The 19,209-nt window shown below is 54.7% G+C and carries 20 protein-coding genes; 17 read left to right on the top strand and 3 right to left on the bottom strand.

Going from position 1 to position 19,209, the window contains the following annotated elements; genetic code table 11:
* The first annotated feature begins 23 nt into the window (after positions 1–23).
* Positions 24–476, top strand: coding sequence for a 3-hydroxyacyl-ACP dehydratase FabZ family protein (locus tag V5T82_RS07590; protein WP_332895009.1), 453 nt, complete (start codon positions 24–26; stop codon positions 474–476).
* 3 nt (positions 477–479) lie between these two features.
* On the opposite strand, the gene V5T82_RS07585 is transcribed toward V5T82_RS07590, so the two are convergent.
* Positions 480–1,385, bottom strand: a complete 906-nt coding sequence (locus tag V5T82_RS07585; RefSeq protein ID WP_332895008.1) for an AAC(3) family N-acetyltransferase — start codon at positions 1,383–1,385, stop codon at positions 480–482.
* 188 nt (positions 1,386–1,573) lie between these two features.
* Between V5T82_RS07585 and V5T82_RS07580 the strand changes: the two genes are divergently transcribed.
* From V5T82_RS07580 to sciP, 11 genes are all read left to right on the top strand, one after another.
* On the top strand, positions 1,574–1,813 hold the full coding sequence (locus V5T82_RS07580; RefSeq protein WP_332895007.1) for an acyl carrier protein: 240 nt from the start codon (positions 1,574–1,576) through the stop codon (positions 1,811–1,813).
* Positions 1,813–3,222 carry an AMP-binding protein gene (locus V5T82_RS07575; protein WP_332895006.1) on the top strand — a complete coding sequence of 470 codons (1,410 nt, stop codon included), beginning with the start codon at positions 1,813–1,815 and terminating at the stop codon, positions 3,220–3,222. Before V5T82_RS07580 ends, V5T82_RS07575 begins: the two co-directional genes overlap by 1 nt.
* Complete coding sequence (locus tag V5T82_RS07570; protein ID WP_332895005.1) at positions 3,192–4,277, top strand: LuxE/PaaK family acyltransferase; 1,086 nt, start codon at positions 3,192–3,194, stop codon at positions 4,275–4,277. The genes V5T82_RS07575 and V5T82_RS07570 overlap by 31 nt, the downstream gene beginning before the upstream one ends.
* On the top strand, positions 4,258–5,475 hold the full coding sequence (locus tag V5T82_RS07565) for an acyl-CoA reductase (protein ID WP_332895004.1): 1,218 nt from the start codon (positions 4,258–4,260) through the stop codon (positions 5,473–5,475). The genes V5T82_RS07570 and V5T82_RS07565 overlap by 20 nt, the downstream gene beginning before the upstream one ends.
* Positions 5,476–5,504: 29 nt before the next feature.
* Positions 5,505–5,978, top strand: coding sequence for a 3-hydroxyacyl-ACP dehydratase FabZ (gene fabZ / locus V5T82_RS07560; protein WP_332895003.1), 474 nt, complete (start codon positions 5,505–5,507; stop codon positions 5,976–5,978).
* Entirely contained in the window at positions 5,978–7,585 is a 1,608-nt protein-coding gene (locus tag V5T82_RS07555) for a GMC family oxidoreductase (protein ID WP_332895002.1), read from the top strand. The genes fabZ and V5T82_RS07555 overlap by 1 nt, the downstream gene beginning before the upstream one ends.
* On the top strand, positions 7,582–8,001 hold the full coding sequence (locus tag V5T82_RS07550; protein WP_332895001.1) for a gluconate 2-dehydrogenase subunit 3 family protein: 420 nt from the start codon (positions 7,582–7,584) through the stop codon (positions 7,999–8,001). Before V5T82_RS07555 ends, V5T82_RS07550 begins: the two co-directional genes overlap by 4 nt.
* The gene (locus V5T82_RS07545) at positions 7,998–8,732 is read left to right on the top strand and encodes an SDR family NAD(P)-dependent oxidoreductase (protein WP_332895000.1); all 735 of its coding nucleotides are present in this window, start codon (positions 7,998–8,000) and stop codon (positions 8,730–8,732) included. Before V5T82_RS07550 ends, V5T82_RS07545 begins: the two co-directional genes overlap by 4 nt.
* A 14-nt stretch (positions 8,733–8,746) precedes the next feature.
* A complete protein-coding gene (locus V5T82_RS07540) occupies positions 8,747–9,583 on the top strand; it encodes a transketolase (protein ID WP_332894999.1) in 837 nt (278 codons plus the stop codon).
* On the top strand, positions 9,583–10,554 hold the full coding sequence (locus V5T82_RS07535; RefSeq protein ID WP_332894998.1) for a transketolase family protein: 972 nt from the start codon (positions 9,583–9,585) through the stop codon (positions 10,552–10,554). Before V5T82_RS07540 ends, V5T82_RS07535 begins: the two co-directional genes overlap by 1 nt.
* Positions 10,555–10,652: 98 nt before the next feature.
* Positions 10,653–10,910, top strand: coding sequence for a CtrA inhibitor SciP (sciP, locus tag V5T82_RS07530; protein WP_332894997.1), 258 nt, complete (start codon positions 10,653–10,655; stop codon positions 10,908–10,910).
* Position 10,911: 1 nt separating this feature from the next.
* On the opposite strand, the gene V5T82_RS07525 is transcribed toward sciP, so the two are convergent.
* Together V5T82_RS07525 and V5T82_RS07520 are read right to left on the bottom strand one after the other, a co-directional pair.
* On the bottom strand, positions 10,912–12,675 hold the full coding sequence (locus tag V5T82_RS07525; protein WP_332894996.1) for a tetratricopeptide repeat protein: 1,764 nt from the start codon (positions 12,673–12,675) through the stop codon (positions 10,912–10,914).
* Between the two features lie 250 nt (positions 12,676–12,925).
* Positions 12,926–13,414: a hypothetical protein gene (locus V5T82_RS07520; protein WP_332894995.1), complete on the bottom strand. Its 489-nt coding sequence runs from the start codon at positions 13,412–13,414 to the stop codon at positions 12,926–12,928.
* 242 nt (positions 13,415–13,656) lie between these two features.
* Here V5T82_RS07520 and V5T82_RS07515 point away from each other — a divergent pair, with 242 nt between their 5' ends.
* The 5 genes from V5T82_RS07515 to fliN all read left to right on the top strand — a co-directional run bounded on the left by V5T82_RS07515 (position 13,657) and on the right by fliN (position 19,170).
* The gene (locus V5T82_RS07515) at positions 13,657–14,730 is read left to right on the top strand and encodes a hypothetical protein (protein ID WP_332894994.1); all 1,074 of its coding nucleotides are present in this window, start codon (positions 13,657–13,659) and stop codon (positions 14,728–14,730) included.
* A 297-nt stretch (positions 14,731–15,027) separates the two neighbouring features.
* A complete protein-coding gene (gene fliF / locus V5T82_RS07510; RefSeq protein ID WP_332894993.1) occupies positions 15,028–16,686 on the top strand; it encodes a flagellar basal-body MS-ring/collar protein FliF in 1,659 nt (552 codons plus the stop codon).
* An 18-nt stretch (positions 16,687–16,704) separates the two neighbouring features.
* The gene (gene fliG / locus V5T82_RS07505) at positions 16,705–17,724 is read left to right on the top strand and encodes a flagellar motor switch protein FliG (protein ID WP_332894992.1); all 1,020 of its coding nucleotides are present in this window, start codon (positions 16,705–16,707) and stop codon (positions 17,722–17,724) included.
* Between the two features lie 22 nt (positions 17,725–17,746).
* Positions 17,747–18,769, top strand: a complete 1,023-nt coding sequence (locus tag V5T82_RS07500) for a FliH/SctL family protein (protein WP_332894991.1) — start codon at positions 17,747–17,749, stop codon at positions 18,767–18,769.
* A gap of 104 nt (positions 18,770–18,873) precedes the next feature.
* Positions 18,874–19,170, top strand: a complete 297-nt coding sequence (fliN, locus tag V5T82_RS07495; protein WP_442917431.1) for a flagellar motor switch protein FliN — start codon at positions 18,874–18,876, stop codon at positions 19,168–19,170.
* The last annotated feature ends 39 nt before the right edge of the window (positions 19,171–19,209 follow it).

Raw genomic sequence — 19,209 nt, 5'->3', positions numbered from 1 at the left:
TATAGGTTTATGTGGGAAACGCCATGACAATGAAGCTCTCAAAAGATGAAATCTCTGCGCGTCTGGACATCACCGAGCCGTTCTTGATGATCGACGCATTTGAAGAAATCGTCACCGGAAAAACTGCCCAGGGGACAAAACGACTGAACCCGGACGACTGGTATTTCGCCTGCCACTTGCCAAAATCCCAAGTCATGCCCGCAACCTTACAGATCGAGGGCATGTTGCAAACCCTGGTCCTGTTGATCTATGCCGCCCAAGACCATGGCGAACATCGGGCATTCATCACCAATGTGAATGTTCAGCTGGTTTCTGCCGCTGTGCCCGAAACCGATATCGATTATGAAGCCGAGCTTTTGTCCTTTCGCAGAGGCATCGCCAAAGGCAAAGTCGAAGGCATCAGCAATGGCGAAACGATTTGTCGCGGTGAATTCACCTACGCCTCCCCTCACCTGATGAGCTTGCCTGCAAAATAAGAGTTACGGCGCCACTAAGGCTTTCAACTGTTCGCTATAGAGCCGGTCTGCCACGCGCGCGGTGATGACATTTGGCCGGTCCCGCTCTGGCCCAAAGAAATCAACGTATTTCGGCGTCTCCAACGTCAAGTCCGCCACCAGTTCAGAATGCGCGACCTTTAAGTTCAATCCTTGCGCCATGACGGGGCGCTTCTCTGTCCCCGCAAGACCGTATTGAACCAGACCAGACTGGCGGAAATGACGTTCGCCCTCCTGGGTCATTGAAGAAAAGTCACACGTGCCCAGCTCGCGCACAAAAAAGCTACAGTCCACGTCCGTTTCTTCATCCATGCCAACAACCCGCCCACAAAACGTTTTTCGATAGCGATAGTCCACACCAGCTTCTTCTTCGGCGTGGTGTATCCCCGTCAAGGATTTAACGAAGTGGTGACCGATGCAAACCAATTCCACGTCATGTTCCATCACCCATTCAAAGACCGAACCCGCCCCGGTGCTATGTTTAAAGTGCGTGGACAACAACGCCGGGGCGCGGGAGCCAAAGGCTGCAAAGGAATAAAAGGGGTGGGCTAAACGGTTTTGGGGGTAACGTTTCACCAAAAGCCCCCCAAATGCACCGGACATGGACGCCGTCTCGCGAACATCGAACACTTTTTGATCCGGGAAGCTCATGGAAAAAGTCGGGACGATCACGGTCGCCTGATCGCCAAGCCGGTGCAAAAGGGTGCGAACGAAGGTGTCGCAAAAGTCCTCTGCCGCGGTGTGGCGGACATCCAAGCTGCGCATCACCATCCGCAAATCCACAGACACCCAATACACAGCCTCCATATCCGCAAAAAACGTCGTTTTGAGCTGGTCAATAAATTCAGGGATGGTCGGTGGCGTTGAAGGTAGCGAGCAACAGGCTGTCATCAAAAAGGTCCATAAATGCAGGGCAGCAACATGCTGAAGTTTAACGACAAATCCCCCAATAGGGAAAGCACGGATTTTGCCACATTCGCCTTGCATGAACGAGGAGGTAATGTCACCATATCCTTAGGCACAAACGAGACACAAACAGGTTTGGTTTGTGGAGCAGAAAGCGATAATCGGAGGCCATTGTGAGCAATAAAGAGAAGTACGACCAAGCATTTATTGAAAGTTTTTCCGTCAGTCCCGAAGACCTCAATGAAAATTTGAAATACCAGTCCGTTCCAGAATGGGATTCGGTCGGTCACATGGGCATGATCGCCGCCCTGGAAGACGCCTTCGACATCATGATGGAAACCGAAGACATCATCGATTTCAGCTCCTATACCGTCGGTATGGAGATCATGAAGAAATATGAGGTCGAAGTGTAATGCTCGGCCTCGTCTGCTTCGACACCCCCGACCGGGTTGCCATCATCACCGAAGCAGGACAGGCCATCAGTTATTCAGACCTCAAAGCTGACATTGAGCGTGTTTCCCAACACCTTCGTCCGCGTGAGCTTACATTCATCATCGGGCGGAACGACTACCCCACTGTTTTGCTCTATTTATCTGCATTGTCGAGAGGCACCGTGCCGCTATTGCTCAACGGTGAAAAACCTGTTGAGCACTATGCAGAGCTGATCAAGCGCTTTGCGCCGCAATCGATCTTTTGCCGGACTGAAATGGACGGCTTCTGCCCAAGCTTTGAAGAGGGTGCGTACACACTCTATCAAAACCTCAACAGCACGGAGCCCCGGCTTCACCCAGACCTGGCTTACTTGGCCGCCACCTCCGGTTCGACCGGGGAGCCCAAGTTGGTGCGCCACACGTTGAACAACCTTGTCAGCAACGCGGCGGCGATTGCTGAGTATTTGGACATCTGCCCAGACGACCGTGCCCTCGCTTCGCTGCCGGTGAGCTATTCTTACGGTCTCTCAGTTGTGAATAGCCATCTCTACAGCGGCGCATCCATCGTTCTGACCAACTCTGGCATGATGGAAAAAGAACACTGGGCGCTAATGCGCGAACATGAGACCACCAGTTTTGCTGGCGTGCCCTATCACTACGAAATGCTGTTGCGCCTAAAACTGGCCCGCCTGAAGCTTCCGGCGTTGGCGAAAATGACCCAGGCCGGTGGTCGTTTGGACCCGGAGAACATCCTCAAAGTCCAAGACGCCTGTGAAGCTGAAGGCATCAAGTTTTGGACCATGTACGGACAAACCGAAGCGTCACCCCGAATGTCCTACCTGCCGCCACAAGACATCAAGGCCAAACCCGCCAGCATCGGCAAAGCCATTCCCGGCGGACGGTTGTGGGTAGAAGGTGAAAACACCGCCGACATCACCCAAAGCGGCCAAGTGGGTGAACTGGTCTATGAGGGCCCAAACGTATGCATGGGGTATGCCCACAGCGCTGAAGATCTGGCGCTTGGTGATGAGAACCATGGCATTCTTCGCACAGGCGACCTTGCCCGCGCGGACGCAGACGGACACTTTTACATCGAAGGCCGCCTCGGCCGGTTTTTGAAAATCTACGGAAACCGCATATCCTTGGATCAAATCGAGCGTTTCGTTCAAGATAAAGGCTATGACTGCGCCGCACACGGTTGGGACGACCATTTGATTGTGGAGGTCGTCGATATAGCATCACAGCCCGCCGATGACCTGAGGCATGAACTGGCAATCTTTGCCGACATCAACACTTCAGCGATTGACGTAACTGCCATTGCCGACTTACCACGCCTTGAAACGGGAAAGGTTGATTATCAGTGTCTGATGAAAAAACACAAACAACCTTGATGGATTGGCCGACCTTCGGCCTTGGGTGTGAAGAGAAGCAAAATTTCTTCTTGCCCGAAATGCGTCGTTTGACCGCGCATCATATGTCTGCCTGCGCGCCCTATGCCGACATCATCAAGAAGTTTGGCTACGACACCGACAATATCGAAACCTTACCAGACATCCCATTTTTGCCCGTGCGTTTGTTCAAGCAACAACGCCTGTTGAGCGTTCCCGACGCCGAAGTTGTGAAAACCATGACCTCGTCGGGCACCAGCGGCCAAAGCCCGTCGCAAATCTTTTTGGACAAAACCACGTCAAGCCTGCAAGTCAAAGTCTTGTCGCGCATCATGACCGACTTCATTGGACCGAAGCGTCTGCCCCTGTTGGTGATCGATTGCGAAGCCACGGTGGCAAACCGAAAACGGTTTTCCGCCCGCACGGCCGGAATCTTAGGCTTTTCCATGTTTGGGCGAAACGTGACCTATGCTTTGGACGACGACATGTCGTTGAACACCGAACGGGTGCAGGCGTTTTTGGACAAACACAAAGATCAAGACATCTTGGTCTTTGGTTTCACCTACATCGTCTGGCTTCATTTCGTCAAAGCGCTAGAACAATCGGGCCGGACTTTAGACGTAAACAAAGGCGTTTTGATCCACGGCGGCGGCTGGAAGCAGTTGGCGGACCAAGCCATCAGCACAACGGAATATAAAGACCGCATCGCCAACGTGTGTGGCATGACGCGGCTTCACAATTATTATGGCATGGTCGAACAGACCGGTTCCATTTTCATGGAATGCGAACACGGCCATCTTCATGCCTCCGCCTGGTCGGACATCGTGATCCGCGACCCCATCGATTTTAGCCCACTGTCTGTTGGAGAAAGTGGATTGATCGAATTGTTGTCCGTCCTCCCCCACAGCTACCCCGGTCATGCGCTGCTGAGCGAAGACATGGGCACGATTTTAGGCCATGACGATTGCGCCTGCGGCCGCAAAGGTGTGTACTTCGAAGTCAAAGGCCGATTGGAACAAGCGGAAGTCAGAGGTTGCAGTGACACCTATTCCCGATGACTTAAAGCGACGCCAAACCGTTTTGGTGGGCGATCTCGAGCAGCTCGACACACATCCGGTGCCAAGCTGGGACGACGCACGTCTGGCATTCTTGTCCGATTTGTCGCGCGCACTGTTGGCGGCCCCAGGCGTGCGGGAGTTCCCCGATGTGGTCACCTTTGCCTATTGGTGCCGCAAAGCCAATCTCCAGGCGCTCAAAGACAAGCTATCGCGTCCTGAGCGCCTGCAAATGGGGCTGGGGCTCGTGTTTCACATCTGCCCGTCGAACGTGCCCATCAACGCGGCCTTTTCCTTGGCCTTCGGATTATTGGCCGGGAACACCTGTGTGCTGCGTTTGCCCAGCGCGTCCACACCGACGTTGGACCTGTTGGTTGAGACGTTGAAAACCCTTCTCAACACACCGGAACACGCAAACCTACAAAGTGCCCTCTTCATGCTGCGCTACGAACGTGACGACGACGTTAACGCCTATTGGATGGGGTGTGCTGACGGACGCATTGTTTGGGGCGGGGATGAAACCGTGCAACGCATGCGCGCCTACCCTGCCCCAGCCCATTCGCGCGAAGTGATGTTCACAGACCGGTATTCTTTGTGCGTGCTGAAGGTGGAAGCGGTTGAGGGCCTCGGCGACGAAGAGCTCAACGCCTTTTGCCAAAAGCTCTACAACGACATCTATCTGATGGACCAAGCGGCGTGCTCGTCGCCGCAACTGATCGCGTGGGTTGGTGACGGCGAACGCGTCCGCAAAGCCCAAGACAAGCTCTGGCCGGTCTTCGCGGACTTTGCCGATGAACGCTATCTACTTGAGCCCATCCAAAGCATGGACAAATTTGTTGAAGCGTCGAACAACGCCTGCACCAACACACATATTCAGTCCGTCAAGCGCCAGGGGCGAAGCCTTTATCGGGTACAGCTTGACGGGCTCAGTTCTGACCAATCCGCGTGCCGGGGCTATAGTGGCACGGTTCACGAAGTGACCCTCGGCACGCTCGAAGAGCTTACCCCATCGGTGACGGAGCGCTACCAAACCTTAACCTATTTTGGCTACGGTCCTGATGAGGTGTCCAACTACGCCAAGACCGCGCACTTGCGTGGAGTTGACCGGATTGTCCCCGTTGGCCAAGCCCTGGACATGGACGCCATTTGGGACGGTTTTGACGTGATTGCCAGCCTTTCTAGAATTGTTGATGTGCGCTAAATCGCCAGACTGCGAGATGACACTGCGAGATGACAATGACAAAAATGCAGCTGAACAGCTTAGAACTTCAAGAGTATCAGCCGAACCGCTACCCGTTTTTGATGATCGACTTTGTCGACGAAGTCGTCCCCGGCGAATATGCGCGCGGGCACAAAAACCTCACCATGAACGAATGGTACTTCCCGGTGCACTTCCCCGACGGCCCCAACATGCCGGGCGCTTTGCAACTGGAAGCATTGGCACAAATGTTAACCGTCGCCATCACCACCTTGCCGGGCTTAAAAGGCAAGGTGACCCACGCCCTGCAGCACACCGTTCGGTTTCGCCGCGAAGTCTTGCCGGGCGAACGTCTCGACATTCATACCGAAGTGTTGTCTTGGAAACGCGGTGTGTGCAAAGGCAAAGGTGTCGCCAAGGTCGGTGATGAAATCGCCTGCGAAGCCGACATGATGATCACCATTCCCGAAATTTTGGAACAATATCTGCCGAAAGCTCCGGAGTGATGAACCCTGTCGACATCGTCATCGTTGGTTCCGGTGCGTCGGGCGCAGCTGCGGCCTGGAAGCTCAGCCGGAATACAGCGTTGCGGATCGTCTGTCTGGAAGCCGGGGGGGAACAAGACCCGGCGCATTTTCCATCCACCGCCCCCAATTGGGAGCTCAGCCGCCATGGGCAGGCAAGCTCTGACCCCAATGAGCGGAACAATCCAGCTGACTATCCCATCGACAACGCGGACTCCCCCATTTCGCTCGCCAACTTCAACGGCTTTGGCGGCAGCACCATTTTGTATTCGGCCCACTTCCCGCGTTTTCATCCGTCGGACTTTCACACCCAAAGCCTGGACGGGGTGGGCGAAGACTGGCCCTTTGGCTATGGCGATTTGGAACCCTACTTTCAAGAAAACGAACGCATGATGGGTGTTGCGGGCTTGGTTGGGGACCCGGCTTACCCCGACTATGAAAATCTGGCCCCGCCCCTGCCCTTAGGCCCCATGGGGCGCCGGATGGGCGACGCGTTCAATCATTTGGGCTGGCATTGGTGGCCGTCCTACGCCGCCATCAACACCAAAAAGCTTGGCGAACGCCCGTCGTGCATCAACTTAGGCCCCTGCAACACCGGATGCGCCCAAGGTGCCAAGGGCAGTGTCGACGTCACCTATTGGCCCGAAGCCAAATCCCAAGGCGTAGAAGTGCGTCAAAATTGCGCCGTTCAAGAAATCCTTCTGGGCAAAAACGCACGGGCCGAAGGTGTGCGCTATATCGATCAAGACGGCAACGAACAGGTTCAACCCGCGTCCATTGTCGTGTTGGCGTGCAGCGGTGCGGGAACGCCACGGCTGTTGTTGAATTCAAAATCCAGCGCATTTCCAGACGGCTTGCTCAACGACCACGGCGTCGTCGGGCGCAACTTGATGCTTCACCCGCTGGCGTATACGGAGGCTGTCTTCGACGACGACTTATCGTCCAGTATTGGGCCGCAGGGCTGTTCTCTCTTCTCCCACCAGTTTTATGAAACCGATGTAAAACGCAACTTTACCCGGGGCTACACCATGCATGTGTTGCGCGGCTCCGCCCCAGTCGAGACGGCGGTGAACGGCTACATGATGCGCCAAATCCCCCTGGGCCCGGACCATCACAAAACCTTTGCCAAGACCTTCAACCACACTGTCGGCATCGCCATCATCGCCGAAGACCTGCCCGACCCAAACAACTTCATTGAGTTAGACACCAACACCGCCGACGCCAACGGCATGGCCGGTATCAAGGTTCACTACACTTTGAGCGAAAATTCCCAAAAGATGCTCAAGCATGGGATCGAGCGCAGCAAACATCTGTTCGAAAGTGCCGGCGCACGCGTCACATCATCGTTCGCTCCGGTCAAGCACACGGGCTGGCACATCATGGGCACCGCGCGCATGGGGCGGGACCCCAAAACCTCTGTCGTCAATGAACACGGTCGCGCACATGCGGTGAACAACCTGTTTATCGTGGACAGCTCCATTTTCGTCACCGCAGGCGCCGTAAACCCTGTGGCCACCGCCCAAGCGCTAACATTGAAAATTTGCGACCACCTGTGTGATAATCTGCAAGAGATTGAGGGGGCAACGTGATCGATCTGTTTTGCGACACCATTCTTCCTGGCGACCCAGACCTCGGCATGCCGCCGGGATCGTCTGTGGATGTGTCCGGCTTGGTCACGCAACGCCAAGCCAACCAACAGGCGAATGAGTTCTTTTCGCTGATAGACGCCTTGGCCCTGGAAAAGTTCGGGGCTGCGTTCAAAGACCTCGACCCAGAACAGCGCCTCGCCTGTATCGAGTTGTCCAAACGCAAAAACCTGCGTCTTGCCATGTCGTTGATCGTCTTGTGTCTGCAGGCCTACTACACTGACCCTGCCGTCTTAACCGCATTGCCAGCAGGGGCCGTGCCGCCGTTTCCAACCGGGAACCCGATGCACGACGACGACTGGACCCTGTTGGCCCCAGTTTTTGAACGCGGTGAAATTTATCGAACGGTGAGCTCATGACAGATTTAACGTCTCAACCCCTTCTCGAAGGCAAAACCGCCGTTGTGACGGGGGCCAACCGTGGCATCGGGCGCGCAATCACAGAAGTCTTCTTGGCCCATGGAGCAACGGTCTTGGCCTGTGCGCGCAATGTTGAAGGCACTTTCGACGGATTGGACGTGACGCCCGTCGGGCTTGACCTGTCTGACGAGGCCTCCATCAAAGCCGCCATCAAGGACATCCGCACGGCCAGCAAAACCGTGGACATTCTGGTCAACTGCGCAGGCATAGCCTCCGGTGCCGTGTTTCAGATGACATCCATGACCGAACTGCGCAACGTGTTCGAAGTCAATTTTTTTGGCCAAATCGCTTTGAGCCAAGGCATCTCCCGCTTGATGGCACGCCACAAGGCGGGATCGATCATCAATATATCGTCCACCGCAGCGGATAACCCTGAGCCCGGAACCATCGCGTATGGCTCTAGCAAAGCCGCGTTCGAGCGCGCAACACAGAGTATGGCGACGGAACTGGGCGGGCAAGGCATTCGCGTCAACGCCATCGCCCCCGGCGTGACACAAACCGACATGGCCGATCAGATGGACCCGCACGCGCGCGAAAAACTCATAGAAGCCTCTGCACTGAAAAAGGCCGCAGAGCCGCACGACATTGCCAACGCGGCTGTTTTCCTTGCATCGAACCTGTCTTCTCATATAACTGGACAGGTTATCCGCGTTGATGGCGGCATGATCTGAGATTGAGAGAACCCATGAGCTTTCCTGAAATCGATCGCATGGCGACATTCATGCGCCGCAAGATCCTCGACATCAGTTTTGAATGCGGCACTTCAACACACTTGGGCGGCGGCTTGTCCATGGTTGATGTGATGTCCGTGATCTATGGCAAAGTGCTGCGCTTTGACCCCGCAAATCCCCGATGGGAAGAGCGCGACCGCTTTATCCTGAGTAAGGGACACGGCGTGCTGGGCTACTACCCCGCCCTGTTGGCCGCGGGCATCATTTCCGAAGACACGTTTCAGACCTTTCAACAAAATGGCAGTCACTTAATCGCGCATCCGGTGATGAACTTGGACTTGGGCATTGAATCGTCCAACGGCAGCCTCGGCCACGGCCTGTCCATGGGCATCGGTATCGCGCTGGCCGCCAAACGCAAAGGCAAGGACTTTCAAACCTACGTTTTCATGGGCGACGGCGAAACCAACGAAGGCTCCATTTGGGAAGCGGCCATGCTGGCAGCCCAACAAGGGTTGGACAACCTCACGGCCATCGTTGACTACAACAAGATGCAAAGTGATGGGGACAGCAAAGACATCATCCACGTCACCAACATGGCCGAACGCTTCCAAGCCTTCGGCTGGCACGCAGAAGACGTTGACGGCCACGACATCGACAGGCTGGTCGCGGCTTTTGAAACGCCGTCGCCCAACGGACAACCCAAAGTCATCGTCGCCCACACCGTCAAAGGAAAAGGCGTGCCGTTTATGGAACACGATGGTGCGTGGCATCACAACCGCCTGACCAAAACCAATTATCACGCAGCCTTGGAAGCCTTGGGCTTTGACGTCCCGGATGAGGGAGACGCCTAATGGAAATCAATGCACGTAGCGCACGACAGTGGTCACGCTTAGGCCCGCGCGGTATTTTTGGACAAGCTATACTGGCCGTTGCCGAAGAGCACCCGGACATGATGGTCTTATCCGCCGATCTCGGTGGCTCATCCGGACTGGAACGCTTTCGCCAAGCTTTCCCGGATCAGTTCTTGAACACCGGCATCGCTGAACAAAACATGATCGGTGTAGCCGCTGGATTGGCGAAAGAAGGCCATAACGTTTTCGCCACATCGTTCTCACCGTTCATCGCCATGCGCGCCAGCGAACAAATCCGCATGAATTTAGGCTACATGGAAATGAACGTAAAAGCCGTCGCCATTGGCAGCGGTGTGTCCATGGGCTTGCTGGGCAATTCGCACTTCGGTTTGGAAGATGTCGCCGTCATGCGCGCCATCCCCAACATGACCGTGGTTTCCCCGGCCGACTGCGCAGAGGTTGTGCAAGTTGTGCGCGCTGCGGCTGAATTCGACGGGCCGATGTATATCCGCCTAACCGGTGCGGCAGGTGCCTGCACTCCGGTCTATACGGAAGAATACGATTTCAAGATCAGCAAAGCCGATACACTGCGCACAGGCAGCAACGTGGCCCTGATCGCCTGCGGCTCCATGGTCAGCGAAGCTCTGAAGACCGCCGAGGTTCTTGCTGAACAGGGTGTGGCGGCCACCGTGGTCAACATGCATACCATCAAGCCATTGGACACGGACGCATTAGATCAATTAGCAGGTACTCACCCAGCCATCGTCACCATCGAAGAACATTCCGTCGTTGGCGGTTTGGGCAGCGCCGTTGCCGAATACTTCGCACCCAAGTCAGACCGTGCGCCCCATTTGTCCATCGGCCTGCCGGATGAATTCGTCAAGGCGGGTGAGTATGGCTATATCCTCGAACAACAAGGACTGACAAGCGCTGCGATCTCAGAGCGCGTCCTCAACTTCCTTAAAGATTGATAAAGCCGGACAAGCTTATTTTTCGCAGAGGTTAGGCATTCTTTAACTGCGCACCTTTAAGTCTATTCAGCACAAACGAAACTTAAAAAACGTGCTTGATGACAGCTTCTACACCCACAAACACGCCCAAGATGACTTTGGACGACTTGCCACCTGCCAACACCAAACGTTGGGTGACCACGCGCAAGGCCCAAGTCGTCAATGCCGTTCGCTCCGGCCTCATCACTTTGGAAGAGGCCTGCAAACGTTATGCCCTGTCCGTGGAAGAATTTGTCACGTGGCAAAGCTTGCTGGACAATCACGGCGTTTCCGCCTTGCGTGTCACACGCTGCAACCAATTTCGCAAATCACGCTAAGCTAACCGCCGACCCGTGCGCTTAATGCGGCGAGAAGGTCTCGGAAGACCCTGTCCCAATCGCGGCGTTTGGGTTGGCGAAACAGCTTCATCGTGGGATACCACGGGCTGTCTGTGCGGTCCATCTGCCACCGCCAATCCGGCGCAAACGGCAACAAGACCCAAACGTCTTTGCCCAAAGCCCCACTGACATGAGCCACAGACGTATCCACCGTAATCACCACATCCAACTGTTCGACAAACGCCGCCGTATCGGCGTAATCGTCAATGTCTCCGGTCAAATCCTGAACCGGCCAGGACACGTCCTTCACCTGTCCAGCCCGCTCACCGATTTGCAGGCTGTAAAACGAACACCCGGGAACTGTTGACAGGGGCTCAAACCGGGAAAGCGGCACACTGCGCTCGCGATCATTGGTGTGTGTGGGGTTGCCCGCCCACACCAAGCCGACTTTGAAAGACGTATCGGACGCTAGGCGTTTGGCCCAAACCTCTTGGGTCTCGTCAGAAATCTCAATGTAAGGCACATCCGTCGGAATGGATTGTTCGTTTGGCGACAGCAATCCTGGTAACGATAGAAATGGGCACTGAACAGCAAACGTGGGCAAGCTGTCACCCCGTGCAATCACCTGATCAATGCCTGCGACACCTTCAAACAGGGTTTTGAGAACCTTGGGACATTCCACCAAAACGCGGCCGCCGCGCTGCTGCACCAAGGGCGCGTAACGCACGAACTGCAACGCATCGCCCAAGCCCTGCTCCACATACAGCAAAATGGTTTTCCCGCCCAAGTCCTCTCCGGTCCAAAGCGGTTGGGGAAAGTTCCGCCGTTCGGAAGGGAATTCTTTGGCCAGCCAACGCCATTCGTAATGCTTCCACCCGTTTTCAAAATCGCCCGCCAACAACAAGAGCACAGCCAGGTTGTGATGGCCCTCCGGATGCTCCGGCGCCAGCGCCAAGACCTTTTCAAAACAAACGCGGGCTTCTTTCAGGCGCGCCAAAGCCTGATAGGTGTCGCCCAGATTATTCAGCACTTCGACTTGGTCAGGCTGCGCCGACAAGATGCCTTCGCAAATAGCCGCTGCTTCGTCCAAATTGCCTTCCCAGCGGTGTAGGACGGCCACGTTGTTGAGCACCTTCAGCGATCCGGGTTCAATCTCCAATGCTTTGTCATAGGCTTCAAAGGCTTTTTCCGGTTGGCCGTCGGTGCGGTATAGCAAGCCTAAGTTGGTCCAGGTGCGCACGGACGTTTGATCTGCCTCCAAAGCCGTTTGCAAACACGCCAAGGCGTCTTCGGTGCGGCCAAACTCTTTCAACGCCAAGGCTTTGCTGTTGAGCGCATCAACATCCGTGGGCGTGCGGGAAAGCACTTGGTCGAGAACGTCTAAGACCTCGCCATAAGCGCCCATTTGGGACAGAGCGTTGCTCAAGTTCATCAAAACCAAAACGTTACCAGGCTTGGCTTCCAATGACGCTTTGTACGCGTTTGCCGCATCCTCAAAACGCCCATAGACTTCCAAGATCACGCCAAGGTTCGCATACGCATCCGGGTGGCTTGGGTGACGCGCCATGGCCTGGTCAAGCAGACCCAGAGCCACCGATGTGTCCCCGGCCTGCCACGCGCAGACACCGGCCATATTCAAAGCATCGACGTGATCGGGCGAAAGCGCCAAAACACCCTGGTAGGCGGAGAACGCTTCGGCCGGGTGCCCCGCTTGGAACAGCCCAAGCCCTTCGTTCATTTTGGCCTGTAATTCAGATTGGCTCATCACGCATCTCAGAGAATTCCTGATTCGGCTCGAAATTCAGCTTATGCCCAATACCAATCCCTGGAAACCCGCAAGACACGGTATTGAACAGAAAAAAAGGGCCGGACGTTTCCATCCGGCCCTTCTCAAGGCAAAGTCGCAAACCATCTAACGGCCCTTCCAGTTCAATCCATGAAATGAGGACAAACGGGTTCGCGTGCGCGCACTCAGGCGGTGCGCACACTCAAATCATAAAGGCTTAAAGCGCGGATTAAACGTCGACGTCAGTCGATGTTGAACCTGTGCCAGTGCCTGAAGCGGTTCCTCCCGAAGTGGTCGAAGCCGTAGTCGTCGTTGTCGTCGAGACGGAGGAAACGTCTGCACCAGTACCGGTACTTTCTCCACCGCTGTTCTGCGGGACCGAAGGTCCTGCCTGCTCTGTAGATGTCGTGGGGGCCGGAGCCGGAGCACTCGCCGCACCGTCGCTGCGTTGGTAAGCAGCCACAACTTTTTTGGACGGATATTGCATTTCCACTTCACCCGTTTCGCCATCCCGATATTGCAGGACGTACACACCGCTTTGGGGGTCAACGACACCCTTTGGCGAGGTTACGAAATTGGTCACATCTGCAGAAGAAGGTTTACGTGCAGAAACATTAGCGTCTGTTTCTGACACGGTTTTCGCTTCGGTTTGAGCAGCCGTCTTTCTCGACGCACTGACGACACTCTCGGGTGCCGTGTTTACTGATAAATCGCTCATAGCGTTCACCATTGCTTTCTGCTGTTGTATGAGAATTCTATCTCACTGCTCATTAATATACCCAATTCGTCAAATAAGTGCAAGAAAGATTTTGTTAACCATACATTTGTTTGCTTTACCCCCGCCCGTTACTCTTCGTTTGAAAAGCGTTTGTCATCCTTAATAAAATAGATAATCTATCGCCATGCACATCATAAGCTGTGGGAAACACAAGAAATCGCTTAGGGTAGGTGTCTAATACATTGAAAAACAACCTCTTTACAATTTTCTATTTTCAGATGAAGTCCGCATTGGTTTTCGGCGTCCTCGCAACCACCGTTGCGATTAGTATGACATTGCAGCCCCTCGCTGACGACAAACCAAACAACGTAAAAGCCAAATCACCTGCCAAATCAACTAATTGCATGACCCAATCAGGTGAATACACAGAAATGGAAGCCCTTTATGCATATATAAATACGCTCGGCACACTCGTAGACAAAAAAAATGACGGGCAAACACCCACACAAGACGAAGATAATCACCCAGCAACCAAACACCCCGTGCTTGACCTCACTGAATACAACAAAATCCTCGACTGCCTTAAGAAGCCTGCGAACTCGGTAGAGCGCAAGGGCCCCACGAAACAACACCACGACCTCCCGCAAGCCGTAAAAGGCCACCGTTCGATTCCAAGCAAAAACGAAATGTTCGAGAGACCTGCCCAGGTGAGCGAGCGCGCCGCCTCTACGTCTTCATCTTTGCTGCCGTATAACCCTCTTGAAGAACGATTAAACAATCTGCACGCAGAGAAATTCGAAGCACGATTAACCGAACACATTCGATGGAGGCTTGGTGGCTACGAAGGCAGCCAAGCTACATTTGTTATTGAGAATATAACAATTAAGGCTGACCTCGATTACAACCACACGGCTGTTGAGCAAGCTCAACTGGACGCTTTTTTCAAAGCTGAAGAATGGAAAGCCAAAAAACTCAAAGAGCTGAAAGAACACCCTCTAACAAATCAGAACGTCACTTATAAATTTGTCATGCCAATCCCCTTCCTGACTGCGGCGGACAACCCCATTGATGATGCGAAAAAAATTCGCAGTATTAACGTCCAATTGCACGTTAAAGAACTTATGAAACTCAACGCCAACGGCAAATACGCCCGACACCCTTTGGACGATGCGGCAATCGAAAAACTTGATCAGACTCTCCGAACAATCATCCGCTACGACGAAGAGCGCGGAGACTCGATCAAAATCTTCGCCGGAAATGAAGATCGCACTCCCAGATACGGAATTTGCGCATGGCTACCAGAAATCTTCTGTTAACCATAGCCACGATTTTACGACTCGCACGCAACCCCACAACACCCCACATATAGTGCCTAACGACACACCAATGACCTAGGGATTCGAGTCGGCTGCGACTCGGCAGAAAAAAAGGGATTCGCTAGGCAATTATTGCCGCGTTGTTAAGAACTTATTCACCACCCCGGCCCTAGCTTAAAGACTGGAAACCCGGGCTGTGGGTGCGCCTTGAATCTGGCGCATGAGAATAGCCGTCGCCCGGATTGGCCCAGAAGGGGCGAAAATGGACTTTGGCATCTGGACTTTTGAGGTTCCTTCGTGGACGCACTTGCGCAAACCATTCGCAATCTAGGCCCCGCACGCATCGCCATCATGGGCGTTGTGTTGTTCGCCTTGGTGGGCTTTTTCATCTACATGGTGACGCGTTTTTCCTCACCGCCGATGGCTGAATTGTATGGGAACCTAGAACCCCAAGATTCCGCGCGGGTTATTTCCCAGCTGCAAACCCAAGGGATTGCATACGAATCTCTAGCCGGCGGCGCACGCATTATGGTGCCGACCGACCAAGCCGCCCGCATTCGCCTGATCATGGCGGAAAACGGCCTACCGTCCAGCGGCACCATCGGCTGGGAGCTGTTCGATAAACAAGGCACCTTGGGCACCACCAACTTCCAGCAAAACGTCAACAAAATCCGTGCCCTCGAAGGCGAGCTTATCCGTACCATCGAAACCATCGACAAAGTGCGCACGGCGCGCGTCCACTTGGTCATGCCCACGCGCAAACTGTTTGACCGCAAATCGAACACGCCCACCGCGTCGATCTTTTTGAAAATGCGCGGCGCCATGCGTTTGGACGCTTCGCAAATCCAGGCGGTTCAGCACTTGGTTGCCGCCGCCGTGCCCGAATTGTTGCCCAGCTCCATCTCCATTGTGGACGATAAAGGCTCTTTGTTGGCACGCGGATTTGAAGGCGACCCGTCCTCCAACCCCAGTTTAGTGGCACAAAAAACCGATGAGCGTCGCCGCGCCGCCGAGCGGGAAATGCAAACCGCCATTGAGCAAATCCTCGAAAAATCCGTTGGTTTTGGCAAGGTTCAAGCCGAAGTGACGCTGGATATGGATTTCGACCGCATCACCACCAACGAAGAGCGTTACGACCCAGACGGGCAAGTGGTTCGCGCAACCTCAACGGTCGAACAAACTGCGGCTTCCAAGGATAGCGAAAACCAAGCCGTCACGGTTGACAACAACCTGCCTGACGGCGGCGGCATCGATGGCGATCAAACGTCTCGTAGCTCCAACGACAACCGCACGGAAGAAAACGTCAGTTTCGAAATTTCGAAAACCGTTACCAACAAAATCCGCGACGTTGGCATTATCAACCGCATTTCGGCCTCGGTCGTGGTGGATGGCGCCTGGGAACTTGATGAGAACGACGACCGCATCTACCGCGAACGCACCGAAGCGGAAATGGAAAACTTGAGCAAGTTGGTGCGCGCCGCCATTGGCTTTGACACAAATCGTGGCGACATCGTTGAAGTCGTCAACATGAAGTTCGCCGATCCCGACATCCCCGAGCCCGAACCGCTTGATCTGTTCTTAGGCTTAGAAAAGCAAGACATGCTGCAGTTTGCCGAAATGATCGTAATCTTGATCTTGGCGATCTTGGTGATCTTGTTGGTGATCCGCCCGCTTATCAGCCGCGCATTCGAAGCCCTGCCGGGTGCTATGTCGCAAATGGCCGAAGGTGGCCGCATGATCGCCGACCAAGCCCAACTGGCTGCCGGCGCATTGGCCGCCCCACCGTCACCCGAAGGTGCGGTCCCCGAAGAAGAAATGTTCGAAGAGCTCATTGACATCGATCGTGTGGAAGGCCGCGTGAAAGCGTCTTCCGTGAAGAAAGTCGGCGAGATCGTCGAGAAACACCCGGACGAAGCGCTCAGCATCGTTCGCAACTGGTTGTATCAAGAAGGCTAAGGTTGACGTTTTCAGGCCATGGCACGCGTAAAGGACGATTACAGATCACTTACTGGTCCACAAAAAGCGGCAATCTTCATGCTGTCTTTGGGCGACGAGCAGTCGACCGCGTTGTTCGAAATGATGGACGACGAGGAAATCCGCGAACTGTCCCAAATCATGTCGAACTTGGGCTCGATCAACTCCAAAGTGGTCGAACGTTTGTTCCTCGACTTTGCGGATCAGCTGTCTTCCACCGGCTCGCTGGTGGGGTCTTACGACAGCACGGAACGTTTGCTGTCCAAGGCCCTACCCGAAGACCGCGTTTCGCAGATCATGGAAGAGCTGCGCGGTCCCGCCGGTCGGACCATGTGGGACAAGTTGGGCAACGTGAACGAAGCGGTGCTCGCGAACTATTTAAAGAACGAATATCCGCAAACCGTAGCTGTGGTTTTGTCGAAAATTCGTCCCGATCATGCCGCGAGCGTCTTGGGCACCTTGCCCGAAAATTTTGCAATGGAAGTGGTTATTCGCATGCTGTCAATGGAAGCCGTATCGAAGGACATTCTGGACCACGTGGAAAAGACCCTGCGCGCCGAATTCATGACCAACTTGGCGCGCACCGCACGGCAAGACAGCCACGAAATGATGGCCGGCATTTTCAACACGCTGGACCGCAACACGGAAACGCGCTTCATGAGCGCCTTGGAAGAACGCAACCGCGAAAGTGCCGAGCGCATCAAGCAGTTGATGTTCACGTTTGACGATTTGGAACGCGTCGACAGTGCAGGTATTCAGGTTCTGTTGCGCCAAACGGACAAAGGTCAGCTGTCCATCGCACTCAAAGGTGGTTCGGAAGGCGTCAAAGACTTGTTCTTCTCCAACATGTCGGAACGCGCGGCCAAGATCATGCGCGAAGATATGGATGCCATGGAGGCTGTGCGCTTGAAAGACGTGGACGAAGCACAATCTGCTATCGTCTCGGTAGCTAAACAACTGGCCGACAGCGGTGAAATCGTCATCGCCGGCCAGGGTGAAGAAGATGAATTGATTTACTAAGATGATTTCGACGGGATCAGAAATGTCGGCAACAGGCCACAAAAAGTTTTTGTTCGATCTGGACTTCGGGACAGATGCCGATCCGCGTCCGGCTGCGATCGCACAAAAAGCCAAAGCCGCTGAGGCCGAGGCCCAAGCTCTTGAAGCTGCCGTCATTGAGGAAGAACCTGAAATTGTCGTGCCGACGTTCAGTCAGGAAGATCTTGACCAAGCCCGCGCCGAAGGCTTCCAAGACGGCCACGCCGAAGCCACGCGCGATCTTTCATCGGCCATCGAACAACGTCTTGCCGACACACTTGAAGCCATCAATACCCAAGTCCATAGGCTGCTTGAATCCTACGAACAAGACCGCGAAGAACACAACCGCGACGCCGTTGCGGTCGCCACAATCATTGTGCGCAAACTGTTCCCGGCGATGAACATGGACAAGGCCATTGATGAAATCGGCTACATGGTCACCGAAGCTTTGCAGCGCACATCCGGCGAAGCCACAATGATCATCCGCGTTCACCCGGACCTCAAAGACACCGTCAAAGAAAAAGCCGCTGAATTGGCGGCCATGCGTGGTCAAGAGGGCGCGATCACCGTTATGGCAGACGAAACAGTTGGCCAAGGTGATGCTTCGGTTGAATGGGAAGGCGGCGGTATGATCCGTGATTCTCAGCTGATGTGGCAAGAAATCGATAACGTCATCGAACGCAATCTGGGGGGGGACCGTTTCGACGACCCCAAACCTCAAGAGGCCGAGCTGGAAGCTGCCCCGCAAGCCCACCAAGAGGTTGTAGAGCACGCCCCAGTCGGGGACAATGAGGAACACGGCGTGGAGTCGCCCACAAACCCCGCCCCCACGGCTGAAGAACAGCCCCAAAATCCGCAGGAAACTGGGCCCTCGGACCAGGAAGCGGAAGCGGCGGAAGACGCACCAAGCGAGCCGGATTCGCTGTCGGAAGAGGCCGGAAATGCACTTTTGGACGAAATACTTGCTGAAGGCGACGAAGAGACGAGCGAAATAACCAACGATGAGCCCGAAAATACGGACATGTAGTCCATCATCACAACCGGCTCAGGAGGTCGATTATGTCAGACGAAACAAGTTTGGAACTGAACGAATTGGGAGACGATCCCGCCCCCGCCCCCGCCCCCAGCGACATGGGCGATCCGGGATTTGGTGGTGACGACATCACAGATATGCCCCGCAACGCCCGCGATCTGGAAGCCGTCTACGACATTCCGGTTCAAGTGTCCGCCGTTTTGGGCAAAGCCACGATGCAGGTGAGCCAGCTGTTGAAGCTGGGGCGCGGTGCCGTTGTGGAACTGGACCGCAAAGTCGGTGAAGCCATCGACATCTATGTCAACAACCGCCTGGTCGCGCGCGGCGAGGTGGTGGTTGTCGAAGACCGGCTGGGTGTAACCATGACGGAAATCATCAAAACGGATCGTACTTAACGACGTGAGAGCTGCGCGCAGCAAAAACCGATAGAGACA

The sequence above is a fragment of the Magnetovibrio sp. PR-2 genome, assembly GCF_036689815.1.
In the GTDB taxonomy this organism is placed as follows: domain Bacteria; phylum Pseudomonadota; class Alphaproteobacteria; order Rhodospirillales; family Magnetovibrionaceae; genus Magnetovibrio.
Note: the sequence above shows the minus strand (reverse complement) of the source record. Positions and strands in the feature narration are given on the sequence as shown.